This is a genomic window from Pleomorphomonas sp. NRK KF1, assembly GCF_023721755.1.
Lineage (GTDB): Bacteria > Pseudomonadota > Alphaproteobacteria > Rhizobiales > Pleomorphomonadaceae > Pleomorphomonas.
This window is the reverse complement of sequence record NZ_JAMDLH010000005.1, coordinates 112301-137871: the sequence shown is the minus strand read 5'-3', so window position 1 is coordinate 137871 and position 25571 is coordinate 112301. Positions and strand designations below refer to the sequence as shown.

Below are 25571 nucleotides of genomic sequence, written 5' to 3'. Positions count from 1 at the left end.
TCAGCCCCTTGCGAAGATCAAGCAGGCCACCAGTACAGCTCGCAACGTCAGCCGCGTCGGTCCTGCGAACACGGGGTCGAAGGCGATCGGCCAGTTGGCCTCGCTGACCGGGCCCAGACTTTCGCGCATATAGCCGCGGCAGGCGAGCTCCATCTGCAGCGCATGGACGCTGTGCTCCGGCTGGCCATAATGACGGGTGATGTAGCCACCCTTGAAGCGGCCATCGACAACATGGCTGCGACCGGAGGCGGCAATCGCGGCGCAAGCCCGCTCTATAAGGTCGGAATCGGCGGCGGCACCGCTGTTGGTGCCCAGATTGAAGACCGGTATTTTGCCGGCAAATAAGCGAGGAATGGCGGAACGAATGGAGTGGCAGTCGTAGAGAACCACCCGCTCATTCGATTTGCGTAGCCGGCTAATCTCATCGGACAGTGCCTCATGGTAGGGCCGGAAATAGAGATCGGTACGCGCCTCGATCTCCTCGGCTCCGGGCTCTTCTCCGGGGCGATAGAGCGGCTCGCCATCGAAGCTTTCGACGGGGCAGAGTCCGGTGGTGGCCTGTCCCGGATAAAGCGACGCGCCGCTGGGATCGCGATTGAGGTCGATCACGGTGCGCGACCAGTGGGCGCGGACGATGGTGGCGTCGAGCTCGCCGGCGAACTCATAGAGCTGGTCGATCCACCAGTCGGCGTCCTTTCTCGCCAGCCAGGGCGACACGAGACGCGCCTCGATATCCTCGGGGATCGCCGTGCCGACATGAGGCATGGAAAGAACGAGTGGCGCGTTCCCGCGCCGGATGACCGGATCGGTTGTCGCGTCGCTCATTCTTGCACCAGTTCCGGCAGGAGGCTGCTTCCGACAGTGGCGGCGAGCTTGCCGGAGGTGACGAGGCGGGTGGCCGCCTCCATGTCCGGCGAGAAATGTCGGTCGTCGGCGAGCCGGGGCACGTCGGCGCGTAGCAGGTCGATCGTTGCGGCCAGTGGCTTCGAGGTGCCGAGCGGCGCGTGGAAGCCGATGCCCTGCGCGGCGGCAAGATACTCGATGCCGATGGCGTTTGCGGCATTCCTCGCCATGGCGAGGAGGCGACGGGCACCGTGGGCGGCCATGGAAACGTGGTCTTCCTGGTTTGCCGACGTCGGAATGGAGTCGACCGAGGCAGGATGGGCCATCTGCTTGTTTTCGGAAACGAGGGCCGCCGCCGTCACCTGCGGGATCATGAAGCCCGAGTTGAGGCCGGGCTTCGGCGTCAGGAAGGCCGGAAGTCCGCTGAGCGCCGGGTCGACCAGCATGGCGATCCGCCGCTCGGCGATCGAGCCGATTTCGCAGATGGCGAGAGCGATGATGTCGGCGGCAAAGGCCACGGGTTCGGCGTGGAAGTTGCCGCCCGAGATCACCTCGCCGGTATCGGTGAACACCAGCGGGTTGTCGGAAACGCCATTGGCCTCGTCGTTCAGCGTTGCCGCTGCCTGCCGGAGAAGATCGAGGCAGGCGCCCATCACCTGCGGCTGACAGCGCAGGCAATAGGGATCCTGAACGCGACCGTGGTCGTCGAGATGCGAGGCGCGGATGGCCGAGCCCGACAGCAGGGCGCGCAGGCTGGCGGCAACGTCGATCTGACCCTTGTGGCGGCGCAACAGATGGATGCGCGGATCGAAGGGGCCGTCGGAGCCTTTGGCGGCGTCGACGGAAAGGGCGCCGGTGACGAGAGCAGCCTGGAAGACGCGCTCGGTCTCGAATAGGCCGGCCAGAGCCAGCGCCGTCGACACTTGCGTTCCATTGAGAAGCGCCAGCCCTTCCTTGGGGCCGAGAACGAGCGGCCTGAGGCCGTTGGCTTCCAGCGCGGCGGCGGCGTCGACGGGGCGTCCGTCGACGAACATCTGCCCGACGCCCATCAGCGCCGCCGTCATGTGGGCGAGCGGGGCGAGATCGCCGGAGGCGCCGACCGAACCCTGGCCGGGGATGACCGGGATCAGGCCGCGCTCGAGACAGGCGGCGAGCTGCTCCAGCGTTTCCCAACGGACGCCGGAGGCGCCCTGGGCAAGGCTGGCCAGCTTCAGCGCCATGATCAAGCGCACCACGGGCACGGGAAGCGGCTCACCGACGCCGGCCGCGTGCGACAACACGATGTTGCGCTGGAGCGTTTCGAGATCGGCGGCGTCGATGCGCACCGAGGCGAGCTTGCCGAAGCCGGTGTTGACGCCGTAGACCGGGTCGCCCTTGCCGATGATCGCCTCGATGGCGGCGGCGGCCTTGTCGACCGGGCCGCGCGCGGCAGCGTCGATGGTTGCGCTGTCGCCGAAATAGATGGCGCGCCAGACCGACAGCGGCAGCGCGCCGGGGTCGAGACGGTGTAGGATCGGAGTGTCTTTCATTCACCTCTCCAGTAGCGGGCGGCGAGCGGGTTGAAGCCTATGCGGTAGACGAGTTCGGCCGGCCGTTCGACGTCCCAGACAGCAAGGTCGCACCATTTGCCGGGCTCTATCGATCCGGTGTGCTCGGCAAGGCCGAGGGCGGCGGCGGCGTGGATGGTCATTCCGCCAAGGCATTCGGCCACCGTCAGGCGGAACAGTGTCGCCGCCATGTTCATGACGAGCAGCGGCGAGGTCAGCGGCGACGTGCCGGGGTTGCAGTCGGTGGCGATGGCGATCTTCGTGCCATGCTTGCGGAAATGGTCGACCGGCGGCAGCTTGGTCTCGCGAATGAAGTAGAACGCGCCTGGCAAAAGCACGGCAACGGTGCCGGCGGCGGCCATGGCGGCGGCGCCGGCCTCGTCGGTGTGTTCGAGATGATCGGCCGACAGGGCGCCGTGACGGGCGGCGAGCGCCGCGCCGCCGAGATCGGACAACTGGTCGGCGTGAAGCCTGACCTTGAGGCCCAGACGCCGGGCGGCGGTGAACAGGTCGTCCACTTCCTCGGGCGAGAAGGCAATGCTCTCGCAGAAGGCGTCGACGCAGTCGGCCAGTCCTTCCGACGCCATGGCCGGCAGCATCTCGTCGCGGACCAGCGCCAGATAGCCGGCGCGATCGCTCTTGAACTCGGGTGGCAGCGCATGGGCGCCGAGAAAGCTCGTGCTGACCGTCACCTTGCGCTTTGCGGCAAGACGGCGGGCGGCGCGGAGTTGGGCTTGCTCGCTGTCGAGGGTGAGGCCGTAGCCCGACTTCACTTCGACCGTGGTGACGCCCTGGGCGATCAGGTGGTCGAGCCGGGGCAGGGCGGTTTCCACCAATCCGTCTTCGCCGGCGGAGCGGGTGGCGGTGACGGTCGAGACGATGCCACCGCCGGCGTGGGCTATCTCTTCGTAGCTGGCGCCCGCCAGTCGCAGCTCGAACTCATGCGCGCGGTTGCCGCCGTGGACGAGATGGGTGTGGCAGTCGATGAGACCAGGCGTGACCAGCCGCCCGCCGAGATCGGTGATTTCAGCTTCGGGCGGGATAGCCGGTGCTTGGATTTCCGGGCCGGCGTAGGCGATGCGGCCGTCGACGGACACGATCGCCGCCTGCTCCATCGGCATTATGTCGAAGGGGGCGGCCATGGTGACGAGGCGGGCGTTGCGGAACAGGCGGGTGGCCATCGCGGTACCTGACGTGATTGTTGGGTTCATATGTATAGACAACCTCGGCCGCGATGCAAGTTATTCGCAAGCCGTCACCTTTGCGGGCGATGATCAGCTTGCGCAAGACAGCTGCGCGAAATCCGAATATGCCATCGAAATTCGGCATTACGTCTATGGACATCATAGCCGGGAAATGGTGCATTGCCGGCCGCTGGCTGCTCGGGGAGGGCCGGCGTGTTCTGTTCTGCCGGAGTTTTCCCATGTCACCGCTCGCTCTCTTCAATCTCGAAGGTCGCAAGGCGCTGGTGACCGGGGCGAGTCGCGGCATTGGCCAGGCTATTGCCGTCGCGCTGGCCGGGGCCGGCGCCGACGTTGCCATTACCGCCCGCAACGCGAGTTCGCTCGGCGAGACCTCCGCTGCCATCGAAGCGCTTGGACGGCAGGTCGTTGCGCTCGCTCATGATGTGCGCGATGTGGCCGGCAGTCGGACTGTCGTGGAGCGGGCCGCCGAGGATCTCGGTGGTCTGGACATTGTGGTCAACAATGCCGGCTACGAGGAGGTGACGCCGTCGCTCGATATCGAAGAGGACGTTTGGGACCGGGTGGTCGACACCAATCTCAAGGGCGCCTTCTTTGTGGCGCAGGCGGCAGCGCGGCGGATGCAGGCCGACGGGCGGGGTGGTGCGATTGTCAATCTTGCCTCCCTTACCAGCTATGTCGGCGTGCCGACCGCCGTCCCCTATGGCTCGTCGAAGGCCGGCATTCTCGGCATGACGCAAGCGCTCGCTACCGAGTGGGCCGGCCTTGGGATCCGCGTCAATGCCGTGGCGCCCGGCTACTTCCGGACGGCGATGACCGACGTCTTCTACCGCAATGATGCCTGGCAGACGTCGATGCTGGCCAAGATCCCGCTCGGCCGCTTCGGAGCGTTGGACGATCTCGCTGGTGCGGTCATTTTCTTGGCATCCGATGCATCTGCCTACGTGACAGGCCAATGCATTCCAGTGGATGGCGGCTATCTTGCCTCAATTTGAGGCGTGCATAAAAATGACACCATAGACGAGTGACGGCCTGTCTAGAGATGTATATGGTACTGCGGCATTCCCTGTGGGGACGGGGTGCCGAAACGTAAGGGCAGAGAGTACGGGGATGACGCACATAGCGGCGACAGCAGTCGAAGCACCATTTGCGGTGTCGGTTCGAGACGTCAACATGGTGTTCGACGGCGTTCATGCGGTGCGCGATGCCACGTTCGATCTGGAAAAGGGTCGTTTCCTCACCATTCTCGGCCCGTCGGGCTCGGGCAAGACGACGCTGCTCCGGATGATCGCGGGTTTCGGCCGGCCGACCTCGGGAGAAGTGTTCATCAACGGCCTCGCCGTCGGCAGCGTGCCGCCGCACAAGCGGTCGATCGGCATGGTGTTTCAGAAACTCGCCCTGTTTCCGCACATGACGGCCGCCGAGAATGTCGCCTTTCCCTTGAGGATGCGCCGGTTCGACGCGCGCACCATTCCCGACCGCGTTCACCGCTATCTCGATCTCGTCAAGCTCGGGAAACTGGGCGACCGCCGCATCCACGAGCTCTCCGGCGGTCAGCAGCAGCGCGTCGCCATCGCCCGCGCCCTCGTCTTCGAGCCGGACCTGCTGCTGCTCGACGAGCCGCTTGCCGCGCTTGACCGCAAGCTTCGCGAGGAGATGCAGCTGGAGTTCCGTCGCATCCAGCGCGAACTCGACGTCACCACCATCAACGTGACGCACGACCAGCGCGAGGCCCTGGTGGTTTCTGACGAGATCATCGTCATGGACCACGGGCGCATCCAGCAGAAGGCTCGGCCCGAAGCCACCTACCGTCAGCCGAAGAATGCCTTCGTCGCCAACTTCATCGGCGTCACCAACTTCATCGACGGCGTGGTAGCGAGCGTCGACGGCGACCTGATCGCCTTCGAACGGCCCGGACTTGCCGGTCGGACCGGCAACGGCTTCCGTCCGGCGGCCGGCGTTTCGGCGCGGGGCGCCCTCAGGGCCGAGCAGATCCGGATCGGCGGTGGACGTGAGACGCTGGGCGATGTCGACACGGTGTTCGGCGGAACCGTCACCGATGCGATTTTCGAGGGCGAACGGGTCGTCTACGAGGTGGCAGTGCCCGACCTCGGGGGGACGACGCTGCGCGTCTTCGATCATGACCCCGTGACCCACAGCCAGCACGACGTGGGTTCGACCGTCGCGCTGGGGTGGAACGTGAAGGATGTACTGGTCTTCGGGGATTGAGCAGACCAGCACCAAGAAAGCAAAGCCAGAGGAGAACGACAATGACTGGACCGTCCAAGCCCTTCCTCAATCTCGGCCGTCGCCGTTTCCTGCAGGGCGTCGGCCTTGCCGGTGCCGCCGGCCTCGTCGGCATGCCGTTCGGCCGCGCCTTCGCCGCCGAACCGGAAAAGCCCAAGGAGATCATCGTCCGCGCCTGGGGCGGCTCCTGGGTCGACAGCCTCAAGAAGGGCGTTTCCGATCCCTTCACCGAGGCGACCGGCATCGCCGTTCGTCACGACCTGACCGAAGACAATGAAATCCAGCCCAAGGTGTGGGCCGCCGTGGCGCAGAAGCGCGTGCCGCCGATCCACATCAACTGGGACACGACGACCAACGCCACCAAGTCGGCCTTGCGTGGCGTGACGGAAGATCTCTCCGATCTGTCCAACCTTGCCAACGTGACGGAGCTTGCCAAGCCGGTCGGCCTCGACGGCTATCCGATCGTCAACACCTACGGCTACGTCTACGTGCTGGCTTATCGGCCGAGCGCCTTCCCCGATGGCGCGCCGAAGTCGTGGAAGGATCTGCTCGATCCCAAGCTGAAGGGGCGCATCGCGCTCTACAACGACGGCATCGGCTTCCACTTCCCGGCCCAGGTGGCCGGCGGCGGCAAGCTTGAGGACATCCCGGACAACATGCAGGCGGCTTGGGACTTCATCGCCAAGATCAAGGAGCAAGAGCCGCTGCTCGGCGAGGATCCGGACTTCACCGCCTGGTTCCAGAAGGGCGAGATCGACGCGGCCTGCACCATCTCGACCAATGCCCGCGAAGCCAAGGCGAACGGCGTCGACATCGCCTGGACCGTTCCCGAAGAGGGCGCCAAGTACGATACCGATGGCCTGTGGATCCCGAAGGGGCTGCCGGAGAACGAGCTCTACTGGGCCAAGCAATACATCAACTTCGCCATCACCAAGGATGCGCAGCAAGTCTGGCTCGACGGGCTCGGCCTGCCGGGGGTGGTGCCGGGCGTCAATCCGCCGGCCGATCTTGTTGGCGATCCGTCCTATCCGACCACGGAAGCCGATTTCAAGAAGCTGATCCGCATCTCCTCCAAGGTGCAGGTCGAGCATGAGAGCGAGTGGTTCGGCAAGTTCAAGGAAATCATGCAGGGCTGATCCAGGCTCCGTTTTCGCAAGGTCCGTCGCTTTCGGAGTGGCGGACCGCCTTTCAGGAAGACCAGACCGAACGATGCGTCCGAGCCGTACCTCCTATCCCCTGTCCTGGCGCCTGATGGATGCCGTGGAGGCTGTCGCTGCCGCCGTCTGGCCGCGCAGTTTCTCGGCTGCCGTGCCCTGGCTGATGCTGATGCCGGCCGTCGTATTGGTGGGGCTTCTGGTGCTCGGCCTCTGGGACATGGCCGACGGTTCGTTCCGGACGCTGGACACCGCGACCTTCCTGCCATCAGATGATTACTCGCTGGCGAACTACGATCGCGCCTTCACTGAGAAGCTGTTCTTCACGGTGGCGAGCCGCAGCCTGATCGGCTCGCTGATCGTCACGGTGATCACGCTCGTCTTCGCCTTTCCCTACTCCTACGTCATGGTGCGGACGCGCTCGGCGGCCCTGCGCAAGTTCCTGCTGATCGCCCTGTTCCTGCCCTTCTTCATCGGGCAGGTGGTGCGCGCCTATGGCTGGCTGATCATCCTGGGCTCGCAAGGCATGGTCAACGAGGCGCTTGGCCTTGTCGGGGTGGCGCCGATCCGGCTTCTCTACAACTATCCGGCCGTGCTGTTCGGCCTCGTGCAGTACATGCTGCCGTTTGCCGTGCTGATGTTGGCGCCGGCGCTCACCGCCATTCCCGAAGAAATGGAGTCGGCGGCCGGTTCGCTGGGCGCCAACTGGGTGAGGACCTTCATCCACGTCGTGCTGCCGCTTGCCAAGCCCGGTTTCATCGGCGCCGGGCTGGTGGTGATGACGCTGTCGCTCACCGATTTCGCCATTCCTGCCATTCTCGGCGGTGGCTCGCAGGACTTCATCGCCAACGCCATCTACGACCAGTTCTTCCGGACCTCGGATCAGGGCATGGGGGCGACGCTGGCGCTGCTGCTGGTCGCCGTCGGCTCGATCATGGTCGGCGTTGTGTTCGCCTTGTTCGGAGCCGGGACGCTGGCCATGGGGAGGTCGAAGTGAAGGGCGACCGATCCAAGGCCGTGACCCTCTGGGGCTTCGTTATCGCCGCGCTGGTGATGCTGTCGGCGCCAACGCTCGTCGTTCTCGGCGCGTCCTTCACCGCCGGCAACATGATCACCTTTCCGCCCGAGGGGTTGTCGCTCAAGTGGTATGCGGCGATTGCCGGCGCTACCGATTTGCGCGACGCCTTTTTCCGTTCGGCGATCGTCGCCACCATCTGCACGGCGATCTCCATCCCCACGGGAACGCTGGCCGGCATTGCCTTGGCGAAATATCGCGTGCGTTTCGCTGCGGGCGTTCAAATCTACCTGCTGTTGCCGTTCACCGTGCCGCTGATCGGCTCCGGCATCGGCCTGATGCTGATCTTCGGCAAGTGGGGGCTGCTCGGCCAACTGTGGCCTGTGGGGATCGCCTGTGCGGTGATCAATCTGCCATTCATGATCTGGGCGGTGACGGCCAGCGCCGCTGGCCTCGATCCGGATCTCGAACTTGCCGCCGCCAACTGCGGCGCGCCGCCGCTATCGACCTTCCTGGCGGTGACCGTTCCCGCCGTGACTCCCGGCATCATCACCGGCGCGCTCCTGATGTTCATCCTGGCGCTCAACGAGTTCCTGGTGTCGCTGCTGCTCGTCGACGCGCGCATCGTCACGCTGCCGGTTCAGATCTACAATTCCATCCGCTCGATCATCACGCCCGATCTCGCCGCCATATCCGTGGTGTTCATTGCCGTCGCCGCCATCGCCATCGCGCTGCTCGACTGGCTGGTCGGGCTGGACATTTTCCTGAAATCCAAATGAAGGCGCGAAAAGCGCCCGCCGTTCGAGGACCGCACCCATGACCGACGTTTCCTTCCACGACTTTGCCAAGCTCGACGAAGCGGGCCGCGCCGCCCTGCTCAAGCGCTCGGAAACCGACCTCACCTTCTTCCTCGACAAGGTCGGTCCGATCATCGAGGCGGTGAAGACCGAAGGTGACGCGGCGCTTCATCGCTTCGCCCGCGAGCTCGACAAGGCGGAGGTCAAGCCCGGCGCACTGAAGGCGACCGAGGCCGAGTTCGACGCCGCCTTCAAGGCGGTGGAGCCGGAGGTGGTGGAGGCGATCCGCTATGGTATCGAGAACATCCGTCGCTTCCATGAGGAGCAGAAGCCCGAGGCGATGTGGCTGAAGGAGATCCGTCCCGGCGCCTTCGCCGGTGACCGGGTGACGCCCATCAAGTCGGTGGCGCTCTACATTCCGCGCGGCAAGGGCGCCTTCCCGTCGGTGACCATGATGACGGCGGTGCCGGCCGTGGTCGCCGGTGTGCCGGATCTCGCCATCGTCACCCCGCCGACGCCGGATGGCTCGGTCGATGCGGCAACGCTGGTTGCCGCCCGCCTCGCCGGTGTGGAGACGGTCTACAAGGTTGGCGGCGCGCAGGCCGTGGCGGCCGTCGCCTTCGGCACTGAGACGGTGAAGCCGGCGCTGAAGATCGTCGGCCCCGGCAGCCCGTGGGTGGTGGCGGCCAAGCGCCTGTTGTCGGGCGTCATCGATGCCGGCCTGCCCGCCGGCCCGTCGGAGGCGATCATCTTCGCCGACGACACCGTGCATGGCGGTCTCGCCGCCCTCGACGTGCTGATCGAGGCCGAGCATGGACCGGATTCGTCGGCCTATATCGTCACCCACTCGCGCCGGGTCGCCGAGGAGGCGCTGGCCGCTCTGCCCGAGCACTGGGCGCGCATGACGCCGCAGCGGGTCGAGTTCTCCAAGAAGGTGCTCGGTGGTGCCTTCGGCGGTATCATCCTGACCTCGTCGGTCGAGGAGAGCCATGCCTTCGTTAACGCCTATGCGCCGGAGCACCTCGAGATCCTGTCCACCGACCCCTACGCCCATCTCGGCAAGATCACCGAGGCGGCGGAGATCCTGATGGGGCCGTATACGCCGGTGTCTATCGCCAACTTCGGCCTCGGCCCCAACGCCGTGCTGCCGACCAGCCGCTGGGCGCGCACCTGGGGGCCGCTGTCGGTGTTCGACTTCGTCAAGCGCGCGTCGATCGGCTACGTGACGGCTGGGGCCTATCCGGAACTCGCCCACACCGCCCGTGTCCTGGCGCGCTACGAGGGCTTCTCCTCGCACGAACAGGCGGTGTCGTCGGTGCGCGACGCCTATCTCAAGGGCTGAGTGATGAAGGCCGTCCGCCTTTATGCAGCAGGCGACCTGAGGGTCGAAGACATCGCGCCGCCTCCGGCTCCCAAGTCCGAAGAGGTTCGGATTGCCGTGACGGCCGCCGGCATCTGCGGCTCGGACCTTCACAACTTCCGCACCGGCCCCTGGATCAGCCGGTCGCCGTCGGTGGCCGGCCATGAGTTCGCCGGCACGGTGCGGGTGCTGGGCGAGGGCGTCGTCGGCCTATCGGTCGGCGATGCGGTGGTTGCGGATTCGCGCGTCACCTGCGGCGTCTGCGCGGCTTGCCGTGGCGGCCGGCCGAATGTCTGCGAGAAGCTCGGCTTCGTCGGTGAGGCCTGCGACGGCGGCTTTGCCGAGGAAGTGGTGTTGCCTGCCACCTTGCTGGTCAAGGCGCCGGCCGAGGTCGAGGCGGCCGCGCTCGCCATGGCCGAGCCATTGGCAGTGGCGCTGCATGCGGTGAAGCGCTTGGCCGTGCCTGCTGGTTCGCCGGTGCTGATTGCTGGTTGCGGGCCGATCGGCGGTCTCGCCGCGCTCGTCCTTGCCGAACGGAACGACGGACCGTTGCTGGTGGCCGACCGCAATGCCGACCGGGCGGCGCGCGTGGCCGAGGTGACAGGAGCCCGTGTCGTCGATCTCACAGCCGATGCCGTTTCGGCAGCGCTTGGCGGTGCCTCTTTGCTGGCGGTGCTCGATGCGACCGGGAGCCCTGCAGTTATCGATGGGCTTCTCGATCTCGTTTCGCCGGGCGGAACGCTGGCTCTGGTCGGCATCGGCCACGGCAGCCTTGCCGTCGACCCTGTGAGGCTGGTGGAGCGGGAAATCGCTCTTGCTGGCTGCCATGCCTTTACCACCGAGTTGCCGGAGGCTGTGGCCCTGATGCCGAAGCTGGAAAGCCGCCTGTTGGCTCTGATCGACGAGACCATCCATCTCGCCGACGTGCCGGCTGCTTACGAGCGTCTTCTGGCCGGTCGTTCGGTCGGTCTCAAGACCATCATCAAGCCGGGGACGGTATGATCGCACCGAGCCGCACTGCCGAGATCCGTCGCCTAGCCTCCACCGACGAGGGCGCGGCGACCGCTGCGCTGACGGCGCTTTTCGCCGATCTGTTCGGTCTTGTGGCCGAAGGTGTCGCCATCAATCGCGACCAGTACAGCCTTAATTCGCTGAACGGCTTCTTCTCGGCGGATGGCGCCGACTATTTCTTCAAGTTCCATCAGGAAGATGGCGAGGAGGCGATGACAGGCGAGTATTATCGCGCCGACATCCTGGCTCGTGCCGGCCTGCCGGTGGACATGCCGGTGTTCGTCTCCAACTTGCCGGGCGAGCAGGTGCTGGTCTATCGCCGCCGGTCCGATCCGCGCTTCTCCGACGTGCTCAGGGCGCTCGATGTCGCTGCGCTCGACGGGCGTCGGGACCTGACGGGCGAAGCGGATGCCGTCACTGCCGAGCGTGGCCTCGATGCGGCGATCGCCCGCGTTTATCTCGACAGTCTGCATCCGCTGACGCCCGCCGAAGCGGCGGCCGAACCGATCCATCGCCTGTTTCACGATCGCCTCGTCGACATGCCGGGGCGGCGCTTTCCCGGTGGCCGCTTGGCGAGCTTCTACCTCGGCCAGACGGTGCGCCTGCCGGGCCTCGAACTTGCGTGGGCCGATTTCGCGGCGCGCCGTCTCGTGATCAACGGACGCGCCTATCGCCAAACGGTCGGCGAACTGTTTGCCGCGGCGAGGGCTCGGTTAAAGCCGGAACTGCTCGCCGATGCCGGCGGCGTGGTGGCGCATGGCGACGCACACAACGCCAACGTCTGGTACGGCGAGGGGCCGACGCTCAGCTTCTACGATCCGGCCTTTGCCGGCGAACATGTGCCGTCCCTGATGGCCGAGGCAAAGGCGACCTTTCACAACGTGTTCGCTCACCCGCTCTGGCTCTACGATCCGGCCGAGGCGACGCGGCGGTTCTCAGCGTCGGTCAGGCTTGGCGAGGGGATGCTGTCGATAGATACCGACTGGGCATTGACCGATTTGCGGCGGACGTTGCTTGCGGCCAAGGCCGAGCTGGTCTGGAGGCCGCTGCTCGCCACCCTCAAGGCGCGCGGCTTGCTACCGGCCGACTGGCGAGAGGCCATCCGCCTCGCGCTGTTCCTTTGCCCGACGCTGGTGATGAACCTGCGGGCCGGCGCAGCGACCCACACCGAGACTTCCTCCGCCATCGCCTTTGCCGTCGCCGTCATGGTCGGCAGTGCGCCTGATGGCGGCGAGGACGACATGACCACCTTCCTCGACGCCATGGATCCCGACAGGTAGGGCAAGGCTAGTCCGGCTGGCCGGGGGAGTTCATAGCGGCCATTGCTCTCACCTCATCGGCTCCGGTCGCTCGGAGCGCCGCGGCCGCGACCGCCTCGCACCTTGACAAGGTTAGTGCCGACAGGGTTGCCTTGATCTCGGGAATGGCAGCCGGGGCGACGGAGAGTTCGCGCACGCCGAGCCCGACCAGGATCGGCGCCGAGACCGGGTCGGACGCCGCGCCGCCGCATACCGCCAGAAGGCGCCCGCGTTTCGTCGCCCCTTCGGCAGCGAGCCTTATCAGGCCGAGCACGCCGGGATGCAGGGCATCGATGCCGGGCGCGACCGTGGGATTGCCGCGATCCATGGCAAGCGCATATTGCGTGAGATCGTTGGTGCCGACCGAGAAGAAGTCGCAGACCTCGGCGAGCTGCGCCGCGGCGACGGCGGCAGCCGGAATCTCGATCATGGCGCCGACCTCGATCGGTTCTGCGCGGCCAAGGGCCTGTCTTTCCTCATCGACGATGGCACGAACGGCGATCATCTCCGCGACCGATGCGACCATCGGCACCATGATGCGGGCGACGCCATAAGGCTTGACCCTGAGGATGGCGCGCACCTGCGTGCGCAAGAGGTCCGGCTGGACGAGGGATACCCGTACGCCGCGCAGGCCAAGGAACGGGTTGTCCTCCTTCGGCAGCGGGAGATAGGCGAGCGGCTTGTCCCCGCCGACGTCGAGGGTTCGGATGATCAGGGGGCGGCTGCCGAGCTCGTCGGCTATGGCCTGATACTGGGCGAGCTGTTCATCCTCGCTTGGCGCCGAGGAGCGCTTCTGGAACAGGAACTCGGTTCGCAGCAGGCCGCAGCCCTCGGCGCCCTCGCTGACGGCCAGTGCGCCTTCGCCCACTTCGCCGAGATTGGCGAAGATCTCGATGCGGGTGCCATCGGCCAGGTGGCAGTCCGCATGGGCATTGGCGCGCTGGATGGCCCGGCTGTCGGCCCATTCGCCGATCCGCCTGTTGGCCAGGTCCAGGGCCTGATCGCTCGGAAAGACGGTGATCTGGCCGAGGCCGGCGTCGACCACCACGGTGGCGCCATCGGGAACGCGGTCGGCGTCGGCACCCAGCGCGACCACGGTGGGAATGCCGAGGCCGGCGGCGATGATCGCTGCGTGCGACGTCGGTCCACCGTTCCGCATCAGCAGGGCCGCGATGTGACCCACCGCAAGTCCGGCCATTTCCGACGGCAGTATCTCGTCGGCGAGCACGATGGAGCCGGCCGGCAGCGCCGACAGGCCGGAAATGCCCGAGCGGCCGGCCAGCGCGGCCAGTACTTGTGCCGCGATATCGCACATGTCGGCGGCACGCTCGGCCATGCGGGCATCCGAAAGCGAGGCGAGCAACTCGGCCTGACCGACGCAGGCGGCGTTCCAGGCCCATTCCGCCGAACGGCCGGCGGCGATGTCGGCTTCGGCCGCCTCGATCAGGCCGGGGTCGTCGAGCAGTTCTCGATGGGCGGCGGCAATGGCGCCGTGGGGACCGTTGGCTTCGACGGCAAGACGCGCCTTCACCGCTGCCAGCGCGGCGGCGAGGCGCTGGCGTTCGGAGGTCGCACCGGCGCCGTTGCGCGGCAGGTCGACGACATCGCGATTGCGTCGCGTCACAGAACCGGCGGCGAGGCCGACCACGGCCGAACGGCCACGGATGACGGCGTTGGCTCCGGGCTCGAAGTCGGGCTCTCTCTCCGCCCCGGGCCGCCGGGCGCTGTCGGCGAGGTTCGAAACGGGAAGCGTCGTTTCCTCGTCCGGTGCCGGCCCATCGGCGATGGGGTCGCCAAGGCCGGACAGGACGAGATCGAGCAGATTGTCGGCCGTAGCGTCGGCGCCCGGTCCTTCTATCCGTATCTCCAGAAGGTCGCCGAAACGCGTGCCGAGGCCCATCAGGGCGACCACGCTCTTGGCGTTGGCTGTGTTGCCGCGGCAGGTGACGGTTACCGCGCCGCCGTGCGCCTTGGCGGCGTTGGCGAGCACCGCCGCCGGGCGGGCGTGCAGGCCATGGGCGATGGAGAGCGGCAGCGACAGTTCGACCACTTCGCCATCGCCGGCAGCTTCGGCAGACCGGTTGTCCACAGGCTCGACCGTCATCACCGGTTCGCCGAAGGCGACGTCGCGGCCGGTTGCCGTCGAGACGACGGAGAAGGCCTCGCCGTTGGCTACCACCATCATCGACACCATGGAAGTGACGTTCGGCTTGATGGCGGCGATGTCGAAGCTGACCAGCCGGTCGCCGGCCGACACTCTCTGCCCTTCGACGACATGCACCGTGAAGCCGGCCCCGCCGAGGTTGACGGTGTCGACGCCGAGATGGATCAGCACCTCGGCGCCACCGTCGGACCTGACCGTCACGGCGTGGCCCGACGCATGCGTCGCGGCCACGGTACCGTCGCACGGGGCTCTTAGCTCGCCCACGCTCGGATCGATCGCGATTCCCTTGCCGATCAGGCCAGCCGAGAACACAGGGTCGGGACTGTCGGCGAGGGGCATGCTGCGGCCGGCGAGCGGGGATAGCAACTGAAGAGCGGACACGGTGGGCCTCATCTGCTTGGGTCGGCTACTCGGGTGGTGACATCAATCGCCGAGGATCGAGGCGCCGTTGCTGGCGATGACGGCCTTGTAGTGGTGGAAGCTCTTCTTGCGTCGCCGCTGGAGCGTGCCGTGGCCTTCGTTGTCGCGGTCGACATGGATGAAACCGTAGCGCTTCCTCATCTCGCCGGTGCCGGCGCTGACGATGTCGATGGGGCCCCACCACGTGTAGCCGATCATCTCGCAGCCATCGGCGATGGCCTCGGCGATCTCGCGCAGGTGGCTGTCGAGGTAGGCAATGCGGTAGTCGTCCTCGATGCTGCCGTCGTCCTTGACGACATCGACGGCGCCGAGGCCGTTCTCGACGATGAACAGCGGCTTCTGATAGCGGTCCCACAGCTCGTTGCAGACATAGCGCAAGCCCTTGGGATCGATCGCCCACCCCCAGTCGGACTTGGTGAGATAGGGATTGTCGATGCCGTCGATGCCGCCGGTATGTCCCATGACGGGCAGGTCGGCGGTGAAGGTGGTGGTTGAGTAGTAGCTGAAGCCGAAGAAGTCGGCGGTGTGGGCCTTGATGATGTCGAGGTCGCCGTCGGCGATTTCAAGCTGGATGCCGGCTTCGGCGAACAGACGCCAGGCGAAGCTGGGGTAGGCGCCACGCAGCAGAACATCCGAATAGAGCAAGGTGCGGCGGCGTACCTGCATGGTGGCGAAGACGTCATCCGGCTTGCAGGTGGCGGGATAGATGCCGCCCATCTGCAGCATGCAGCCGAACCTGGCCGACGGCGCCAGTTCGTGGCAGGCCTTGGCGGCGAGCGCCGAGGCGACGAACATGTGGTGTGTCGCCTGGAAGATCATCGTCTGCCTGGCGGCTTCCGAAAGGCCCTCGGGGATTTCGATGGCGGCAGCGGCCAGCGGGATCACCGAGGCCATGTTGATCTCGTTGAAGCCCATGAAGTGGCCGACCTTGCCTCCGAAGCGCTTGAAGATGACGCGGACGTAGCGCTCGAAGAATGCGATCAGCTTGCGGTTCGTCCAGCCGCCGTAGGCACGGATCAGATGCACCGGTGTCTCGTAGTGCGACAGGGTGACGACGGGCTTTATGCCGTGTCTCAGCATTTCGTCGAACAGGTTGTCGTAGAAGGCGAGGCCCGCCTCGTTCGGTTCCTGTTCGTCACCCTTCGGGAAGATGCGGCTCCAGGCGATCGAGGTCCTGAGGCACTTGAAGCCCATCTCGGCGAACAGGGCGATGTCCTGGGGATAGCGATGGTAGAAGTCGATCGCCTGGTGGGACGGATAGTAGGCGGTTGGGTCGACGGTCGCATCGATCTTGCCGTGCAGGAGGCCGCCTCGCGTCAGATCCGACAGCGACAGCCCCTTGCCGCCCTCGTTCCAGCCGCCTTCTGCCTGATTGGCAGCAATGGCGCCGCCCCAGAGGAAGTCTTGCGGGAAGCTCAGAGTCGTCATGATGGGAGTCCTTGTCTTGCGTTGCGTGTCGGCGGCGGGAGGCCGGTACGGGAAGACTTGGGCACAAAAAAACCCGAGCAGCCGGATCCCTCCGGCTGGCTCGGGTGTTGCCCGCGAAGCGGTCACAATCCCGTATCGGCGACAGGCGCCGCGTTATTTGTCTGAAGGCTAATGACGATGGAACACGGCTGTCAAGGGAGGGTGTGGGGTGTCCGCAATTCGCCGGAGTGGCTGCTCGGGTGCGTTCCTCAGGTGACACCGGGCTTGTCGACGGCGGTCATGCGCTGGATGTGCAGCGCCAGATAGACCGTTTCATCGTCGCCGATGTGCCAGCCCATCTTGCTCGTCAGGTGGTCGGCGATGCGTGTGGCGCAGGTGAAGGCGCGCGGCTCTTCCTGGCGGTAGGACTTTGCCAGTTCGGCGATCAGCGGCGCATGCTTGCTGCCGGCGAGGTGGCTCAGGAACAGGTAGCGCAGGTGCGTCGCAAAGCGGGCTTCGCTGTAGGGAGGGCGCGCGGCGAAGGCGGGGCCGTACTCGTCGGCGATGATGGCGAGGATGTCGCGGATGAGCCGGGCGGTGCGCACCGCTTCGCTCAGCACCTGGGCGCCGGCCTGGGCGTTGACGAAATGCAGGGCGAGCGGCACCGCTTCGCCTTGCGGCAGCCGGATGCCGGAATGCCGGTGGATCACGTCGAGCGCATGCAGGCCCAGGTTGACCTCGCGCAGGTAGAGGATGCGCACTTCCCATTCGAGCGGATTGTCGAGCATCTGACCGGCGACGGCCCGTCGGAGGGCAATGGAAATGTGGTCGGCGAGCGCAACGGTGGCCCGGCGGTCGAGCTCCAGGCCGAAATCGGGGCCGAGGGCCAGGATCTTCTCGGCAACGGCGATGAGTTCCGGTGGGATGTCGGCAACTCGCTCGGCCAACTGTTCCGGCGTCCCGGTCGCTTCGGGCAGGAAGCGCCGTTCGACCAGCGTCTGGTCCAGGCGATCGCCGGGGCGGGCCTGGAACGCCAAGCCTCGCCCTTGAACCACCAGTTCATGGCCGGTGTCGTCCTTTACGAGGGCGACGTTGTTGTTGAATACCTTGACGATCCGCATGGAAGCCCCCCTCCCGCAGTGTTCGCGTTTCCCCCGGACTGTCGCGCCGATCAGCCCAGCGGGCCGGCAAACACAAAAAAACCCGACTCCGCGCTCTCCCGGCACGGTGTCAGGTTTTGCCCGCCGAAGCGGTTACAATCCATTTTGCCAACATATCTTGCGGCGAAATCCAACGCAATCCCAACTGCGAGCGTCCGAAGGTTTCTCGCGAAAGGTCTTTGGTTGCAAAGAGGCGCGCTTTGTCTTGCGTCGAAAGTACAGCCACCCCGAACTTGTGGCCTCTCCGAAGACCGTGGACTCCTACGAGGACAAATGCTTACTTGACGCTCCGGTAACCGCCAATTAGCCTTGATGCAAGCTGGCAGTGCGCCAGATGGATGTCGGGATTGTAACCGCGATCGCGGGCAAAACCTGGGTTCGACCGAATGTCGGTCGGCTCAGGTTTTTTTTTGCCCGTTTGGCAGTCAAAGCGGCTCCGCATCCATCGAACGCAGTGCAGCGAGGAACCTGCGAGTCTCTTTGGGGGGATTACCGTGTCGAATGATCTGAATGGGATGGCAAAGGCCATCGTCGCCGCTGTCGGCGGCGAGGCCAACGTGAGCGCGCTGGTGCATTGCGCCACCCGGCTCCGCTTCACGTTGAAAGACGAGGCTAAGGCCGACAAGGCCGCCTTGCAGGCGATCAAGGGGGTCGTCGCCGTGGTGCAGAGCGGCGGCCAGTATCAGGTGGTGATCGGCAACACCGTCCCGGACGTGTTCGACGCCATCAGCAAGGTGACGAGCATCAATGCCGACGCGAAGCCGGCCCAGGTGCAGGCCACGGAAGCGGCCGTTCCGGGCGAAAAGGCAGGCACCGGCAAGACTCCCAAGCAATGGCTCGACGTGGCGATCGCCACCATCTCCGGCATCTTCGCGCCGATGCTGACCGCGCTGTGCGGCGGCGGCATGCTGAAGGGCCTGATGATGATCGCCACCGCCGCGGGTTGGCTCGATCCGGCCTCGGGGACGCACGCCGTGCTCAACGCTGCGTCGGACAGCGTGTTCTACTTCCTGCCGATGCTGCTCGCCGTCACCTCGGCTCGCCGCTTCGAATGCAACCCCTATGTGGCCATGGTGATTGCCGGCGCGCTCATCTATCCCGACATCATCGCGCTGGCCAAGGCGGGCGACTCGACCACGATGTTCGGGATTACGTTCGTTCCGATCAACTACACGTCGACGGTCATCCCGATCATTCTTGCCATCTACGTAATGTCGAAACTCGAGAAGTTCAGCGTCGGTATCCTGCACTCCGCCGTGCGGCCGTTCCTCGGTCCGATGATTTCCATCGGCCTGATCGTTCCGGCGACGCTGCTGGTCATCGGCCCGGCCGCGACCATGCTGAGTGGCGCCTTCGCCTCCGCCTATATCTGGCTGTTCGGCGTGAATCCGATCCTGGCCGGCGCCATTTTCGGCGGTCTTTGGCAGATCCTGGTGATCTTCGGCCTGCATTGGGGGCTCGTCCCGGTCATGCTCAACAACATGACGGTGTTCAAGCAGGACGGCCTCGCCGCTTCGGTCACGCCCGCCATCTTCGCTCAGGCCGGCGCGACGCTCGGCGTGTTCCTGAAGACCAGGGATCCCCAGATGAAGGCGATCGCCGCCGCCGCCGCCGCCTCCGGCATCTTCGGCATCACCGAGCCGGCGATCTACGGCGTCAACCTGCGCTTCAAGCGTCCCTTCATCATCGGCATCGTCGCCGGCGTTCTGGGCGGCGCGGTGGTTGCGGTGGCGGGCGCCGCCTCCCATGCCATGGCGCCTCCGGGACTGCTGACCCTGCCGGTGTTCATGGGCGAGGGCTTCGTCACCTTCCTAATCACCGTCGCCGTCGCCTATTTCGGCGCGGCCATCGCCACCTATCTGTTCGGCTACAACGACCGCATGTTGGAGGCCGAGAAGAAGGGCTGAACGGCACAGTTCGCGTCAGACAGGAAGCGGTGCGGCTCCTTCGGCAGCCGCACCGTGCCTTTCGAGGCAGTTCCGGGGCATTTGGAGAGGATGCTTGCACCGGAGGGAGTTGAAAGCGGTGCTGGAGGCCCGCCGACAAGGGAGGACCCATTCATGGAATTCCGGAAAGAAAAGACGGTTGCGTCGCGGCTCGCCGCGACTCTGCTGGGGGCGCTGCTGCTCGCCATCCCCCTTTGGGCGGCGCCGGCCGCCGGAGCGCCGTCCTACCGTCAGGGAACTGTCCAGGATCTCACATCCGGCAAGGTTTCCGGCAGCGAGGTCAACGACGGCGCGACCCTGCTTTGGCTCGGCATTCCCTATGCCGAGCCGCCTGTCGGCGCCCTTCGGTGGAAGGCGCCTCAGCCGCTGGCAGCGTCATCGGGCAGCTTTGATGCGACCAAAGGCGGCGCCCTCTGTCCGCAGCTCCAAGCCGGCAAGCTCGTGGGCAGCGAAGACTGCCTGACGCTCGACATCTACCGCCCCAACAGCCCGGAAACCGGATTGCCGGTGCTGGTCTACATCCACGGCGGCAACAACCAGGGCGGTACCAGCCAGGAGCTCGACGCCAGACACCTCGCTGTGACAGTCAACGCGGTGGTCGTCTCCGTCAACTACAGGCTTGGCTTGCTTGGGTTCAACGGCCTGCCGGCGCTCAGAACCGGCAGCGCCGAGGAAAACTCGGGCAACTTCTCGCTTCTCGACATCTCGCAGTCGTTGAAATGGATCAAGGCCAACATTGATGCCTTTGGCGGCGACGGCGGCAACATCACGGTTTCAGGCTTCTCGGCGGGCGGTCGTGACGTCATGGCAATGCTGATCTCGCCGATTTTCAAGGGGCAGTTCCAGAAGGCGATCTCCATCAGTGGCGGCATGACCATCGCCGATCGCCAGGCGAGCGCCAAGCTCACGGCCAGGGCGCTGGCGCCGCTCGTGGTGGCCGACAAGGTCAAGGCGGATGAGGACGAGGCCTATCAGTGGCTGCTCACCTCCTCTCCCGATGTCGGCGGTTATCTGCGCGGTTTGGCTGCCGACCGTCTCGCAGGGCTCATGACCAATGCCGGTATCCGCATGACGGTGTTCCCGCACCTTTTCAGCGATGGGGCGGTTCTGCCCAAGGACGGTTTTGCCACGGCGAACTACAACTCCGTGCCGCTGATCATGCTGACCAGCTCGAAGGAGTTCTCGCTCTTCGCGCGCAGCGATCCTGAGTTCGCCGTCCTCAAGGACGACGAGTTGATGGACGACGCCGCCAAGCTGCGGGCCTACGCCTTCGCGAACGACTACGGCAGCAAGCTTTACGAGCTGTTCAACGCTCAGGAGTCTGCGGAGGCGATGTTCGCAAGCTACAAGGCGCCCCTCTACACGCTGCGGATCGGATGGGGCGGCAACCCCGCCATCGTCGGCGAGCGCATGGCCAAGGTCTACGGTTCCTTCCATGGCGTATGGATCCCGTTCGTGACGTCGGCCACCAGCGGCTTCTCGGCGAGTTTCCCCGCTGCCTTCGACAACTCCGGCGCCCGCGACCTCTCGGACAAGCTGGGGCGTTACCTCGGTAACTTCCTGAGGACCGGCGATCCCAACGGCGAGGGCCTTGTCGCATGGAAGCCTTGGGTGTCGGCGACAAGCGGTCCGACCCAACTCGTGGTCGATGCCGATGCGGAGAAGGCCATCATCGAGATGACCGAGGAGCGGACGCGTTATGACGACGTCCTGGCTGAGATGGAGGCCGACGGGTCGATCCCCGAGGCAGACAAGCGGCATCTGATCGAGAGAGTGCTGAACGGTCGCTGGTTCAGCCGGCGCCTCGACCTGCACTTCGGCAATGGATCGCTCTGGATCATGATCGAGTAATCGGCCACTGGCGACCCGCATCGCGTCTTGCGGTCGCCGCACTGTCCAAAAGAAAGGGAGCGGCGCCCATGGGCATCCGCTCCCTCTCGATATCGTGGGAAGGCGCCGGTCGCGGCGCCTTCGGAAAAGCTGCCTCAGGCGGCGGCCGGAACGCACGAGCCCGACGGGCAGACTTCGGCGCACTGCTGCGTGTCGAAGTGGCCTTCGCACTCGGTGCACTTCTTGGCGTTGATCGAATAGACCTTGCCCTTATGGCTGATCGCCTTGTTGGGGCATTCGTCTTCGCAAGCGCCGCAGGAGGTGCAGGTGTCCGTCTCGATCATAAAGGCCATGGGTGTCACTCCTCTTGGTTGTTCACGGGAACGCGTTGTCCGTTTTTTGTGCGTCCCCGATCTCGGGTTGCCGGAGCAAGCGGATAGCACCCTTGCTCTCGGCTGAGTTTTCGCGCTTTTGCGTGATCCGAAAAGTTGGCAACTTCCCGGATGACCGTCCTCAGCGTTCCGTGCAGGAAAGGCAGGGATCGATGCTGTTGACGATCATGGCGACGTCCGCGACCTTGGCGTCCTGAAGCATGAAGCGCAGGCTATCCCAGTTCATGAACGTCGGCACACGCCACTTGACGCGCTCGGGCTGCGGCGTGTCGTTGGTGCGGAGATAATAGATCACCTCGCCACGCGGCGCCTCGCTGCGGGTCACTGCCTGTCCGGGCGGAATGTCCGGGCGGTCGTTGATGTTGACCGGGCCGCCAGGCAGATCGCGCAGGCAGACACGCAGGAGGTCGATCGAGGTCAGGATTTCCTCGAGACGGACCATGGCGCGCGACCAGACGTCGCCGTCGGTCAACGAATGCACCACGAGCGGCAGTCGATCATAGGCGGCATACGGCGCTTCGCGGCGCACGTCGTAGTCGATGCCGGAGGCGCGGGCCACCGGACCGACGACACCGCAGGTGATGGCGTCGGCATGGGTGAGCACGCCCACGCCCTTGGTGCGGCGCAGGATGGAGCCGTTGGTCTTGAAGGTCTTGATGATGTCCTTGGTCTCGGCCTCGATCTTGTCGAGAGCGCCCTTGATGTAGGCGATCGACTTGTCGTCAAGGTCGTAGCGGACGCCACCGATGCACATGGCGCCGATGTCCTGGCGATTACCGAAGATCGACTCCAGCATGTCCTGGCCGATCTCGCGCACCTGCATCATGTGCATGAAGTAGGTTTCGTAGCCCACGAGGTGGACGAGCAGCGCCACGTTGAACAGGTGCGAGGTGACGCGCTTCATCTCGTCGGCAACGGTGCGCAGGTAGATGCCGCGCTCCGGGACCTCGATGCCGGCGATCTTCTCGGCCGCCATGGCGAAGGTCTGCGGATGACTGTTGGAGCAGAGCGAGCAGATGCGCTCGGTCAGCACCACGTTCTGGTACATCGTCCGCTTGGTGGTCAGATACTCGATGCCGCGGTGGGCATGACCGGCGTTGATGTCGATGTGGCTGACGGTCTCGCCCTTCACATCGATCTTGAAGTACATCGGTTCCTCGAGGGCCACGTGAAGCGGGCCGACGGGAATGCTGAAGGTTTCGGGTACGTCGTGCGTGCTCATGCTGCACCCTTCTTTCCGGCGGCGGTGAGGCGCTCCCACAGGCCCTTGGTGCTGGCGGCGTTGACCAGCGTCGAGAACGGAATCAGCCGCTCGAGGACGGCGCCGTCGACGGACGCGTCGAGGAACAGGCGACGCGGATCGGGATGATCGGTCACCTTGACGGCATAGAGTTCCATCATTTCGCGCTCATGCCAGTCGGCATTGCGGAACAGCGGCGTCAGCGAGGCGATGCTGCCACCCTGCGGCACATAAGCGATGATGGTCAGTGCGTCGCCGGCGATGTCGAAGTGATAGTCGATCTCGTAGGAGGTACCGTCGAGCGGCGTGCCGCCGAACGTCTTGGGCGTCTCCTTGGGAGCGGCCTCGGCCTTCTCTTCGCCGTCCTCGCTCTCCTCGTCCTCGTCTTCCTCCTCCTCTTCGGGGGCGGAAGGCTGGGTGCAGGTGATCATGGACAGGCGCGCACCCAGCTCCTTGAGCAGGGCGGCGACGGGTGACAGATCGGCAGCGCTGGCGAGACCCAACCAGGCGACGGTGACGCCGTACTGGTCGGTGTCGGCCGAGTACTCGATGCCGGCCGGCGCCGCGGCGGTGAGGCGGGCTTCCAGGTCTTGCGGTAGGCGGCTCATGCTGGGACCTTCCGGTTCTTGAGATACTTGGCGCGGCACTTCGGGCAGCGCGCGCGCAGCTCAGTATATTCCTCGGCACTGAGCGGCGGTTTGGCGTTTTTCACCATCGGTGCCGTATTGAGCGCCGTGGCGCCGCAGTCGACGCAGGTCTGGTTGGGGATCAGGCCATGCTCCACCATGTCGAACTTGTCGGCATTGACGTGGGAGAGGTCCCAGTCGTTGGTCTGATGGATGGCGTCCGTCGGGCAATAGAACTCGCAATTGCCGCAGAAAACGCAGGTGTTGTGCCAGCAGTCGAAGGTCATGCCGTCGGGCGTCTTGGCGAAGCGGATGGCGTTGGCCGGGCAAACGCGCTCGCAGATGCGGCAGCCTTCGCAGCTTTCCGCCTTGAACTCGATACGGCCGCGCAGGCGATCGGGCGTGAAGGCCGGCCCCAGGGGGAAGGCTTCGGTCTGAGGGCCCTGCTTCAGGTTGCGGGCGAAAATCGTCAGGAAGTTCATCTTGGGACCTTTCCTCAGAGACGCTCGCGCCAGATTGCGATGGCCTTGGCGACGCCGGCGATGATCGCCTGCGGCCGGGGCGGACAGCCGGGCACGTTGACGTCGATCGGAATGTACTGGTCGATCGGCGCCAGCACGGCGTAGCTTTCGCGGAAGATGCCGCCGGAGATCGGGCAGACGCCGACCGCCACTGTCACCTTCGGATCTGGGATCTCCTCGTACATGCGCAGCACGGCATCCTTGACGCGGACGGTGAGCGGACCGGAGATCAGCACGATGTCGGCGTGCTTGGGACTGCCGCAGTACTGGCAGCCGAGACGCTCGATGTCGTAGCGGGGGATCAAGGCGGTGGTCGCCATTTCCACGTCGCAGCCGTTGCAGGAGCCGGCGTTGATCCGGTAGATCCAGGGCGAGCGCGTGGCGATCTGCTTGAAATCAGGTATCAGGCCCATCTAGACCTCCTCAAACCACGACGACGACTGCGAGGCTCGCCACGGCGAGCAGCAGCGGCCACTTCAGAAAGAACACGAAGGCCTGGTCGATGCGCATGCGGCCCATGGACAGGCGGACCGCGGTGATGCCGACCAGCATCAGCACAGCCATCTTGATGAGCCACACCAGGAAGCCGGCGGCGATGTTGGCGGGGGCAGCCGGGAAGAACAGGGCGATGCCGAGGCTCAGAACGACCACCTTCTTCAACGCCGACATGATCTTGAACAACGCCAGCACCGGGCCGGAGTACTCAAGCAGCGGGCCTTCCAGCACTTCGGTTTCGGCCTCCGGGATGTCGAAGGGAACGATGCCGAGGTTGGCCGGGTAGAAGAAGCAGAAGGCGGCGACCGCAGGCCACATCACCGGATCGAACAGGAAGGAGCCGTGGGCCTGCTGATAGGCGACAATGTCGTTCAGCGAGAAGGTGGCCCAGCCGCCCATGCCCACTCCGGTGCGGATGGCGACGGCGGCGGCGATCAGCACCAGCGGGCCCTCGTAGGCGATCATCAGGGCCATCTCGCGGGAGAAGCCGATGGCGCCGTAGGGCGAACCGGAAGCCGAGCCGGCGATCATCAGCACGATGCCGGGAATCATCAGCAGGTAGAGCAGAACCAGCAGGTTGCCGATGGCGGGGTCCGGCGCGTAGACCGAGGTGATCGGCACCAGGGCGGCGGCGATCAGCATGGAGACGACGCCGACGAGCGGGGTGTAGAGGAACACCGTCTGATTGGCGGCGGCCGGCACCATGGTGCGCTTGAAGCCGAGCTTGATGATATCGAAGAACGGCTGCAACAGCGGCGGTCCGACACGGCTCTGCAGGCGGGCGGCGACGCGGCGGTCGACACCCTTCATGGCAAGGCCGAAGGCGAGGGCGAAGACTCCACCTGGGAAGAGGAGCACCGCCAGCAAGATAGCGATCTGGTTGGACATATTGAGTC

The 25571-nt window shown here is 65.5% G+C and carries 22 protein-coding genes; 10 read left to right on the top strand and 12 right to left on the bottom strand.

All coding sequences use genetic code 11. The features are described 5' to 3' along the window. From hutG to hutI, 3 genes are read right to left on the bottom strand one after another with little or no spacing between them, the layout of a single operon-like run. On the bottom strand, positions 1-825 hold the full coding sequence (hutG, locus tag M4J39_RS13990; RefSeq protein WP_251728934.1) for an N-formylglutamate deformylase: 825 nt from the start codon (positions 823-825) through the stop codon (positions 1-3). Further along, positions 822-2372, bottom strand: coding sequence for a histidine ammonia-lyase (hutH, locus tag M4J39_RS13985; RefSeq protein WP_251728932.1), 1551 nt, complete (start codon positions 2370-2372; stop codon positions 822-824). Before hutH ends, hutG begins: the two co-directional genes overlap by 4 nt. Beyond that, a complete protein-coding gene (gene hutI / locus M4J39_RS13980) occupies positions 2369-3571 on the bottom strand; it encodes an imidazolonepropionase (protein WP_251728930.1) in 1203 nt (400 codons plus the stop codon). Before hutI ends, hutH begins: the two co-directional genes overlap by 4 nt. A gap of 242 nt (positions 3572-3813) precedes the next feature. Between hutI and M4J39_RS13975 the strand changes: the two genes are divergently transcribed. From M4J39_RS13975 to M4J39_RS13940, 8 genes are all read left to right on the top strand, one after another. Further along, positions 3814-4587 (top strand): SDR family NAD(P)-dependent oxidoreductase, encoded by a 774-nt coding sequence (locus tag M4J39_RS13975; protein WP_251728928.1) that lies wholly within the window; start codon positions 3814-3816, stop codon positions 4585-4587. A gap of 115 nt (positions 4588-4702) precedes the next feature. Then, positions 4703-5821, top strand: coding sequence for an ABC transporter ATP-binding protein (locus M4J39_RS13970; RefSeq protein ID WP_251728926.1), 1119 nt, complete (start codon positions 4703-4705; stop codon positions 5819-5821). A 41-nt stretch (positions 5822-5862) separates the two neighbouring features. Next, on the top strand, positions 5863-6975 hold the full coding sequence (locus tag M4J39_RS13965) for a PotD/PotF family extracellular solute-binding protein (RefSeq protein ID WP_251728924.1): 1113 nt from the start codon (positions 5863-5865) through the stop codon (positions 6973-6975). A 73-nt stretch (positions 6976-7048) separates the two neighbouring features. Further along, positions 7049-7990: an ABC transporter permease gene (locus tag M4J39_RS13960; protein ID WP_251728922.1), complete on the top strand. Its 942-nt coding sequence runs from the start codon at positions 7049-7051 to the stop codon at positions 7988-7990. A gap of 56 nt (positions 7991-8046) precedes the next feature. Beyond that, positions 8047-8787: an ABC transporter permease gene (locus M4J39_RS13955; RefSeq protein WP_254004930.1), complete on the top strand. Its 741-nt coding sequence runs from the start codon at positions 8047-8049 to the stop codon at positions 8785-8787. Between the two features lie 37 nt (positions 8788-8824). Further along, a complete protein-coding gene (gene hisD, locus M4J39_RS13950) occupies positions 8825-10147 on the top strand; it encodes a histidinol dehydrogenase (RefSeq protein WP_251728918.1) in 1323 nt (440 codons plus the stop codon). A 3-nt stretch (positions 10148-10150) separates the two neighbouring features. After that, the gene (locus M4J39_RS13945; protein WP_251728916.1) at positions 10151-11167 is read left to right on the top strand and encodes a zinc-binding dehydrogenase; all 1017 of its coding nucleotides are present in this window, start codon (positions 10151-10153) and stop codon (positions 11165-11167) included. Further along, entirely contained in the window at positions 11164-12456 is a 1293-nt protein-coding gene (locus M4J39_RS13940; RefSeq protein WP_251728914.1) for a hypothetical protein, read from the top strand. The genes M4J39_RS13945 and M4J39_RS13940 overlap by 4 nt, the downstream gene beginning before the upstream one ends. A gap of 7 nt (positions 12457-12463) precedes the next feature. Here the strand turns inward: M4J39_RS13940 and ptsP are convergent, their stop codons facing one another. From ptsP to M4J39_RS13925, 3 genes are all read right to left on the bottom strand, one after another. Further along, positions 12464-15019, bottom strand: a complete 2556-nt coding sequence (gene ptsP, locus M4J39_RS13935) for a phosphoenolpyruvate--protein phosphotransferase (protein WP_251728912.1) — start codon at positions 15017-15019, stop codon at positions 12464-12466. Between the two features lie 42 nt (positions 15020-15061). Then, positions 15062-16486, bottom strand: coding sequence for a family 1 glycosylhydrolase (locus M4J39_RS13930; RefSeq protein ID WP_251728910.1), 1425 nt, complete (start codon positions 16484-16486; stop codon positions 15062-15064). Positions 16487-16734: 248 nt separating this feature from the next. Then, positions 16735-17586, bottom strand: coding sequence for a PRD domain-containing protein (locus tag M4J39_RS13925; protein ID WP_251728909.1), 852 nt, complete (start codon positions 17584-17586; stop codon positions 16735-16737). A gap of 533 nt (positions 17587-18119) precedes the next feature. Here M4J39_RS13925 and M4J39_RS13920 point away from each other — a divergent pair. Both M4J39_RS13920 and M4J39_RS13915 read left to right on the top strand, forming a co-directional pair. Beyond that, on the top strand, positions 18120-19532 hold the full coding sequence (locus M4J39_RS13920; protein WP_251728907.1) for a PTS transporter subunit EIIC: 1413 nt from the start codon (positions 18120-18122) through the stop codon (positions 19530-19532). 153 nt (positions 19533-19685) lie between these two features. After that, the gene (locus M4J39_RS13915; RefSeq protein ID WP_251728905.1) at positions 19686-21422 is read left to right on the top strand and encodes a carboxylesterase family protein; all 1737 of its coding nucleotides are present in this window, start codon (positions 19686-19688) and stop codon (positions 21420-21422) included. A 134-nt stretch (positions 21423-21556) separates the two neighbouring features. On the opposite strand, the gene M4J39_RS13910 is transcribed toward M4J39_RS13915, so the two are convergent. From M4J39_RS13910 to M4J39_RS13885, 6 genes are all read right to left on the bottom strand, one after another. Then, the gene (locus M4J39_RS13910) at positions 21557-21754 is read right to left on the bottom strand and encodes a 4Fe-4S dicluster domain-containing protein (RefSeq protein WP_251728903.1); all 198 of its coding nucleotides are present in this window, start codon (positions 21752-21754) and stop codon (positions 21557-21559) included. A gap of 160 nt (positions 21755-21914) precedes the next feature. Continuing rightward, entirely contained in the window at positions 21915-23015 is a 1101-nt protein-coding gene (locus M4J39_RS13905; protein WP_251728901.1) for a nickel-dependent hydrogenase large subunit, read from the bottom strand. After that, positions 23012-23641, bottom strand: coding sequence for an NADH-quinone oxidoreductase subunit C (locus tag M4J39_RS13900; protein WP_251728900.1), 630 nt, complete (start codon positions 23639-23641; stop codon positions 23012-23014). Before M4J39_RS13900 ends, M4J39_RS13905 begins: the two co-directional genes overlap by 4 nt. Then, on the bottom strand, positions 23638-24141 hold the full coding sequence (locus tag M4J39_RS13895; RefSeq protein ID WP_251728898.1) for a 4Fe-4S binding protein: 504 nt from the start codon (positions 24139-24141) through the stop codon (positions 23638-23640). The genes M4J39_RS13900 and M4J39_RS13895 overlap by 4 nt, the downstream gene beginning before the upstream one ends. Positions 24142-24155: 14 nt before the next feature. Beyond that, positions 24156-24593 (bottom strand): NADH-quinone oxidoreductase subunit B family protein, encoded by a 438-nt coding sequence (locus tag M4J39_RS13890; protein WP_251728896.1) that lies wholly within the window; start codon positions 24591-24593, stop codon positions 24156-24158. 10 nt (positions 24594-24603) lie between these two features. Beyond that, positions 24604-25563 carry a respiratory chain complex I subunit 1 family protein gene (locus M4J39_RS13885; RefSeq protein ID WP_251728894.1) on the bottom strand — a complete coding sequence of 320 codons (960 nt, stop codon included), beginning with the start codon at positions 25561-25563 and terminating at the stop codon, positions 24604-24606. Positions 25564-25571: the final 8 nt, after the last annotated feature.

Bases quoted from the DNA above. Each gene is read 5' to 3' on its own strand.
- hutG (WP_251728934.1), bottom strand. From the start codon at position 825: ATGAGCGACGCGACAACCGATCCGGTCATCCGGCGCGGGAACGCGCCA.
- hutH (WP_251728932.1), bottom strand. From the start codon at position 2,372: ATGAAAGACACTCCGATCCTACACCGTCTCGACCCCGGCGCGCTGCCG.
- hutI (WP_251728930.1), bottom strand. From the start codon at position 3,571: ATGGCCACCCGCCTGTTCCGCAACGCCCGCCTCGTCACCATGGCCGCC.
- M4J39_RS13975 (WP_251728928.1), top strand. From the start codon at position 3,814: ATGTCACCGCTCGCTCTCTTCAATCTCGAAGGTCGCAAGGCGCTGGTG.
- M4J39_RS13970 (WP_251728926.1), top strand. From the start codon at position 4,703: ATGACGCACATAGCGGCGACAGCAGTCGAAGCACCATTTGCGGTGTCG.
- M4J39_RS13965 (WP_251728924.1), top strand. From the start codon at position 5,863: ATGACTGGACCGTCCAAGCCCTTCCTCAATCTCGGCCGTCGCCGTTTC.
- M4J39_RS13960 (WP_251728922.1), top strand. From the start codon at position 7,049: ATGCGTCCGAGCCGTACCTCCTATCCCCTGTCCTGGCGCCTGATGGAT.
- M4J39_RS13955 (WP_254004930.1), top strand. From the start codon at position 8,047: ATGCTGTCGGCGCCAACGCTCGTCGTTCTCGGCGCGTCCTTCACCGCC.
- hisD (WP_251728918.1), top strand. From the start codon at position 8,825: ATGACCGACGTTTCCTTCCACGACTTTGCCAAGCTCGACGAAGCGGGC.
- M4J39_RS13945 (WP_251728916.1), top strand. From the start codon at position 10,151: ATGAAGGCCGTCCGCCTTTATGCAGCAGGCGACCTGAGGGTCGAAGAC.
- M4J39_RS13940 (WP_251728914.1), top strand. From the start codon at position 11,164: ATGATCGCACCGAGCCGCACTGCCGAGATCCGTCGCCTAGCCTCCACC.
- M4J39_RS13930 (WP_251728910.1), bottom strand. From the start codon at position 16,486: ATGACGACTCTGAGCTTCCCGCAAGACTTCCTCTGGGGCGGCGCCATT.
- M4J39_RS13925 (WP_251728909.1), bottom strand. From the start codon at position 17,586: ATGCGGATCGTCAAGGTATTCAACAACAACGTCGCCCTCGTAAAGGAC.
- M4J39_RS13915 (WP_251728905.1), top strand. From the start codon at position 19,686: ATGGAATTCCGGAAAGAAAAGACGGTTGCGTCGCGGCTCGCCGCGACT.
- M4J39_RS13910 (WP_251728903.1), bottom strand. From the start codon at position 21,754: ATGGCCTTTATGATCGAGACGGACACCTGCACCTCCTGCGGCGCTTGC.
- M4J39_RS13905 (WP_251728901.1), bottom strand. From the start codon at position 23,015: ATGAGCACGCACGACGTACCCGAAACCTTCAGCATTCCCGTCGGCCCG.
- M4J39_RS13900 (WP_251728900.1), bottom strand. From the start codon at position 23,641: ATGAGCCGCCTACCGCAAGACCTGGAAGCCCGCCTCACCGCCGCGGCG.
- M4J39_RS13895 (WP_251728898.1), bottom strand. From the start codon at position 24,141: ATGAACTTCCTGACGATTTTCGCCCGCAACCTGAAGCAGGGCCCTCAG.
- M4J39_RS13890 (WP_251728896.1), bottom strand. From the start codon at position 24,593: ATGGGCCTGATACCTGATTTCAAGCAGATCGCCACGCGCTCGCCCTGG.
- M4J39_RS13885 (WP_251728894.1), bottom strand. From the start codon at position 25,563: ATGTCCAACCAGATCGCTATCTTGCTGGCGGTGCTCCTCTTCCCAGGT.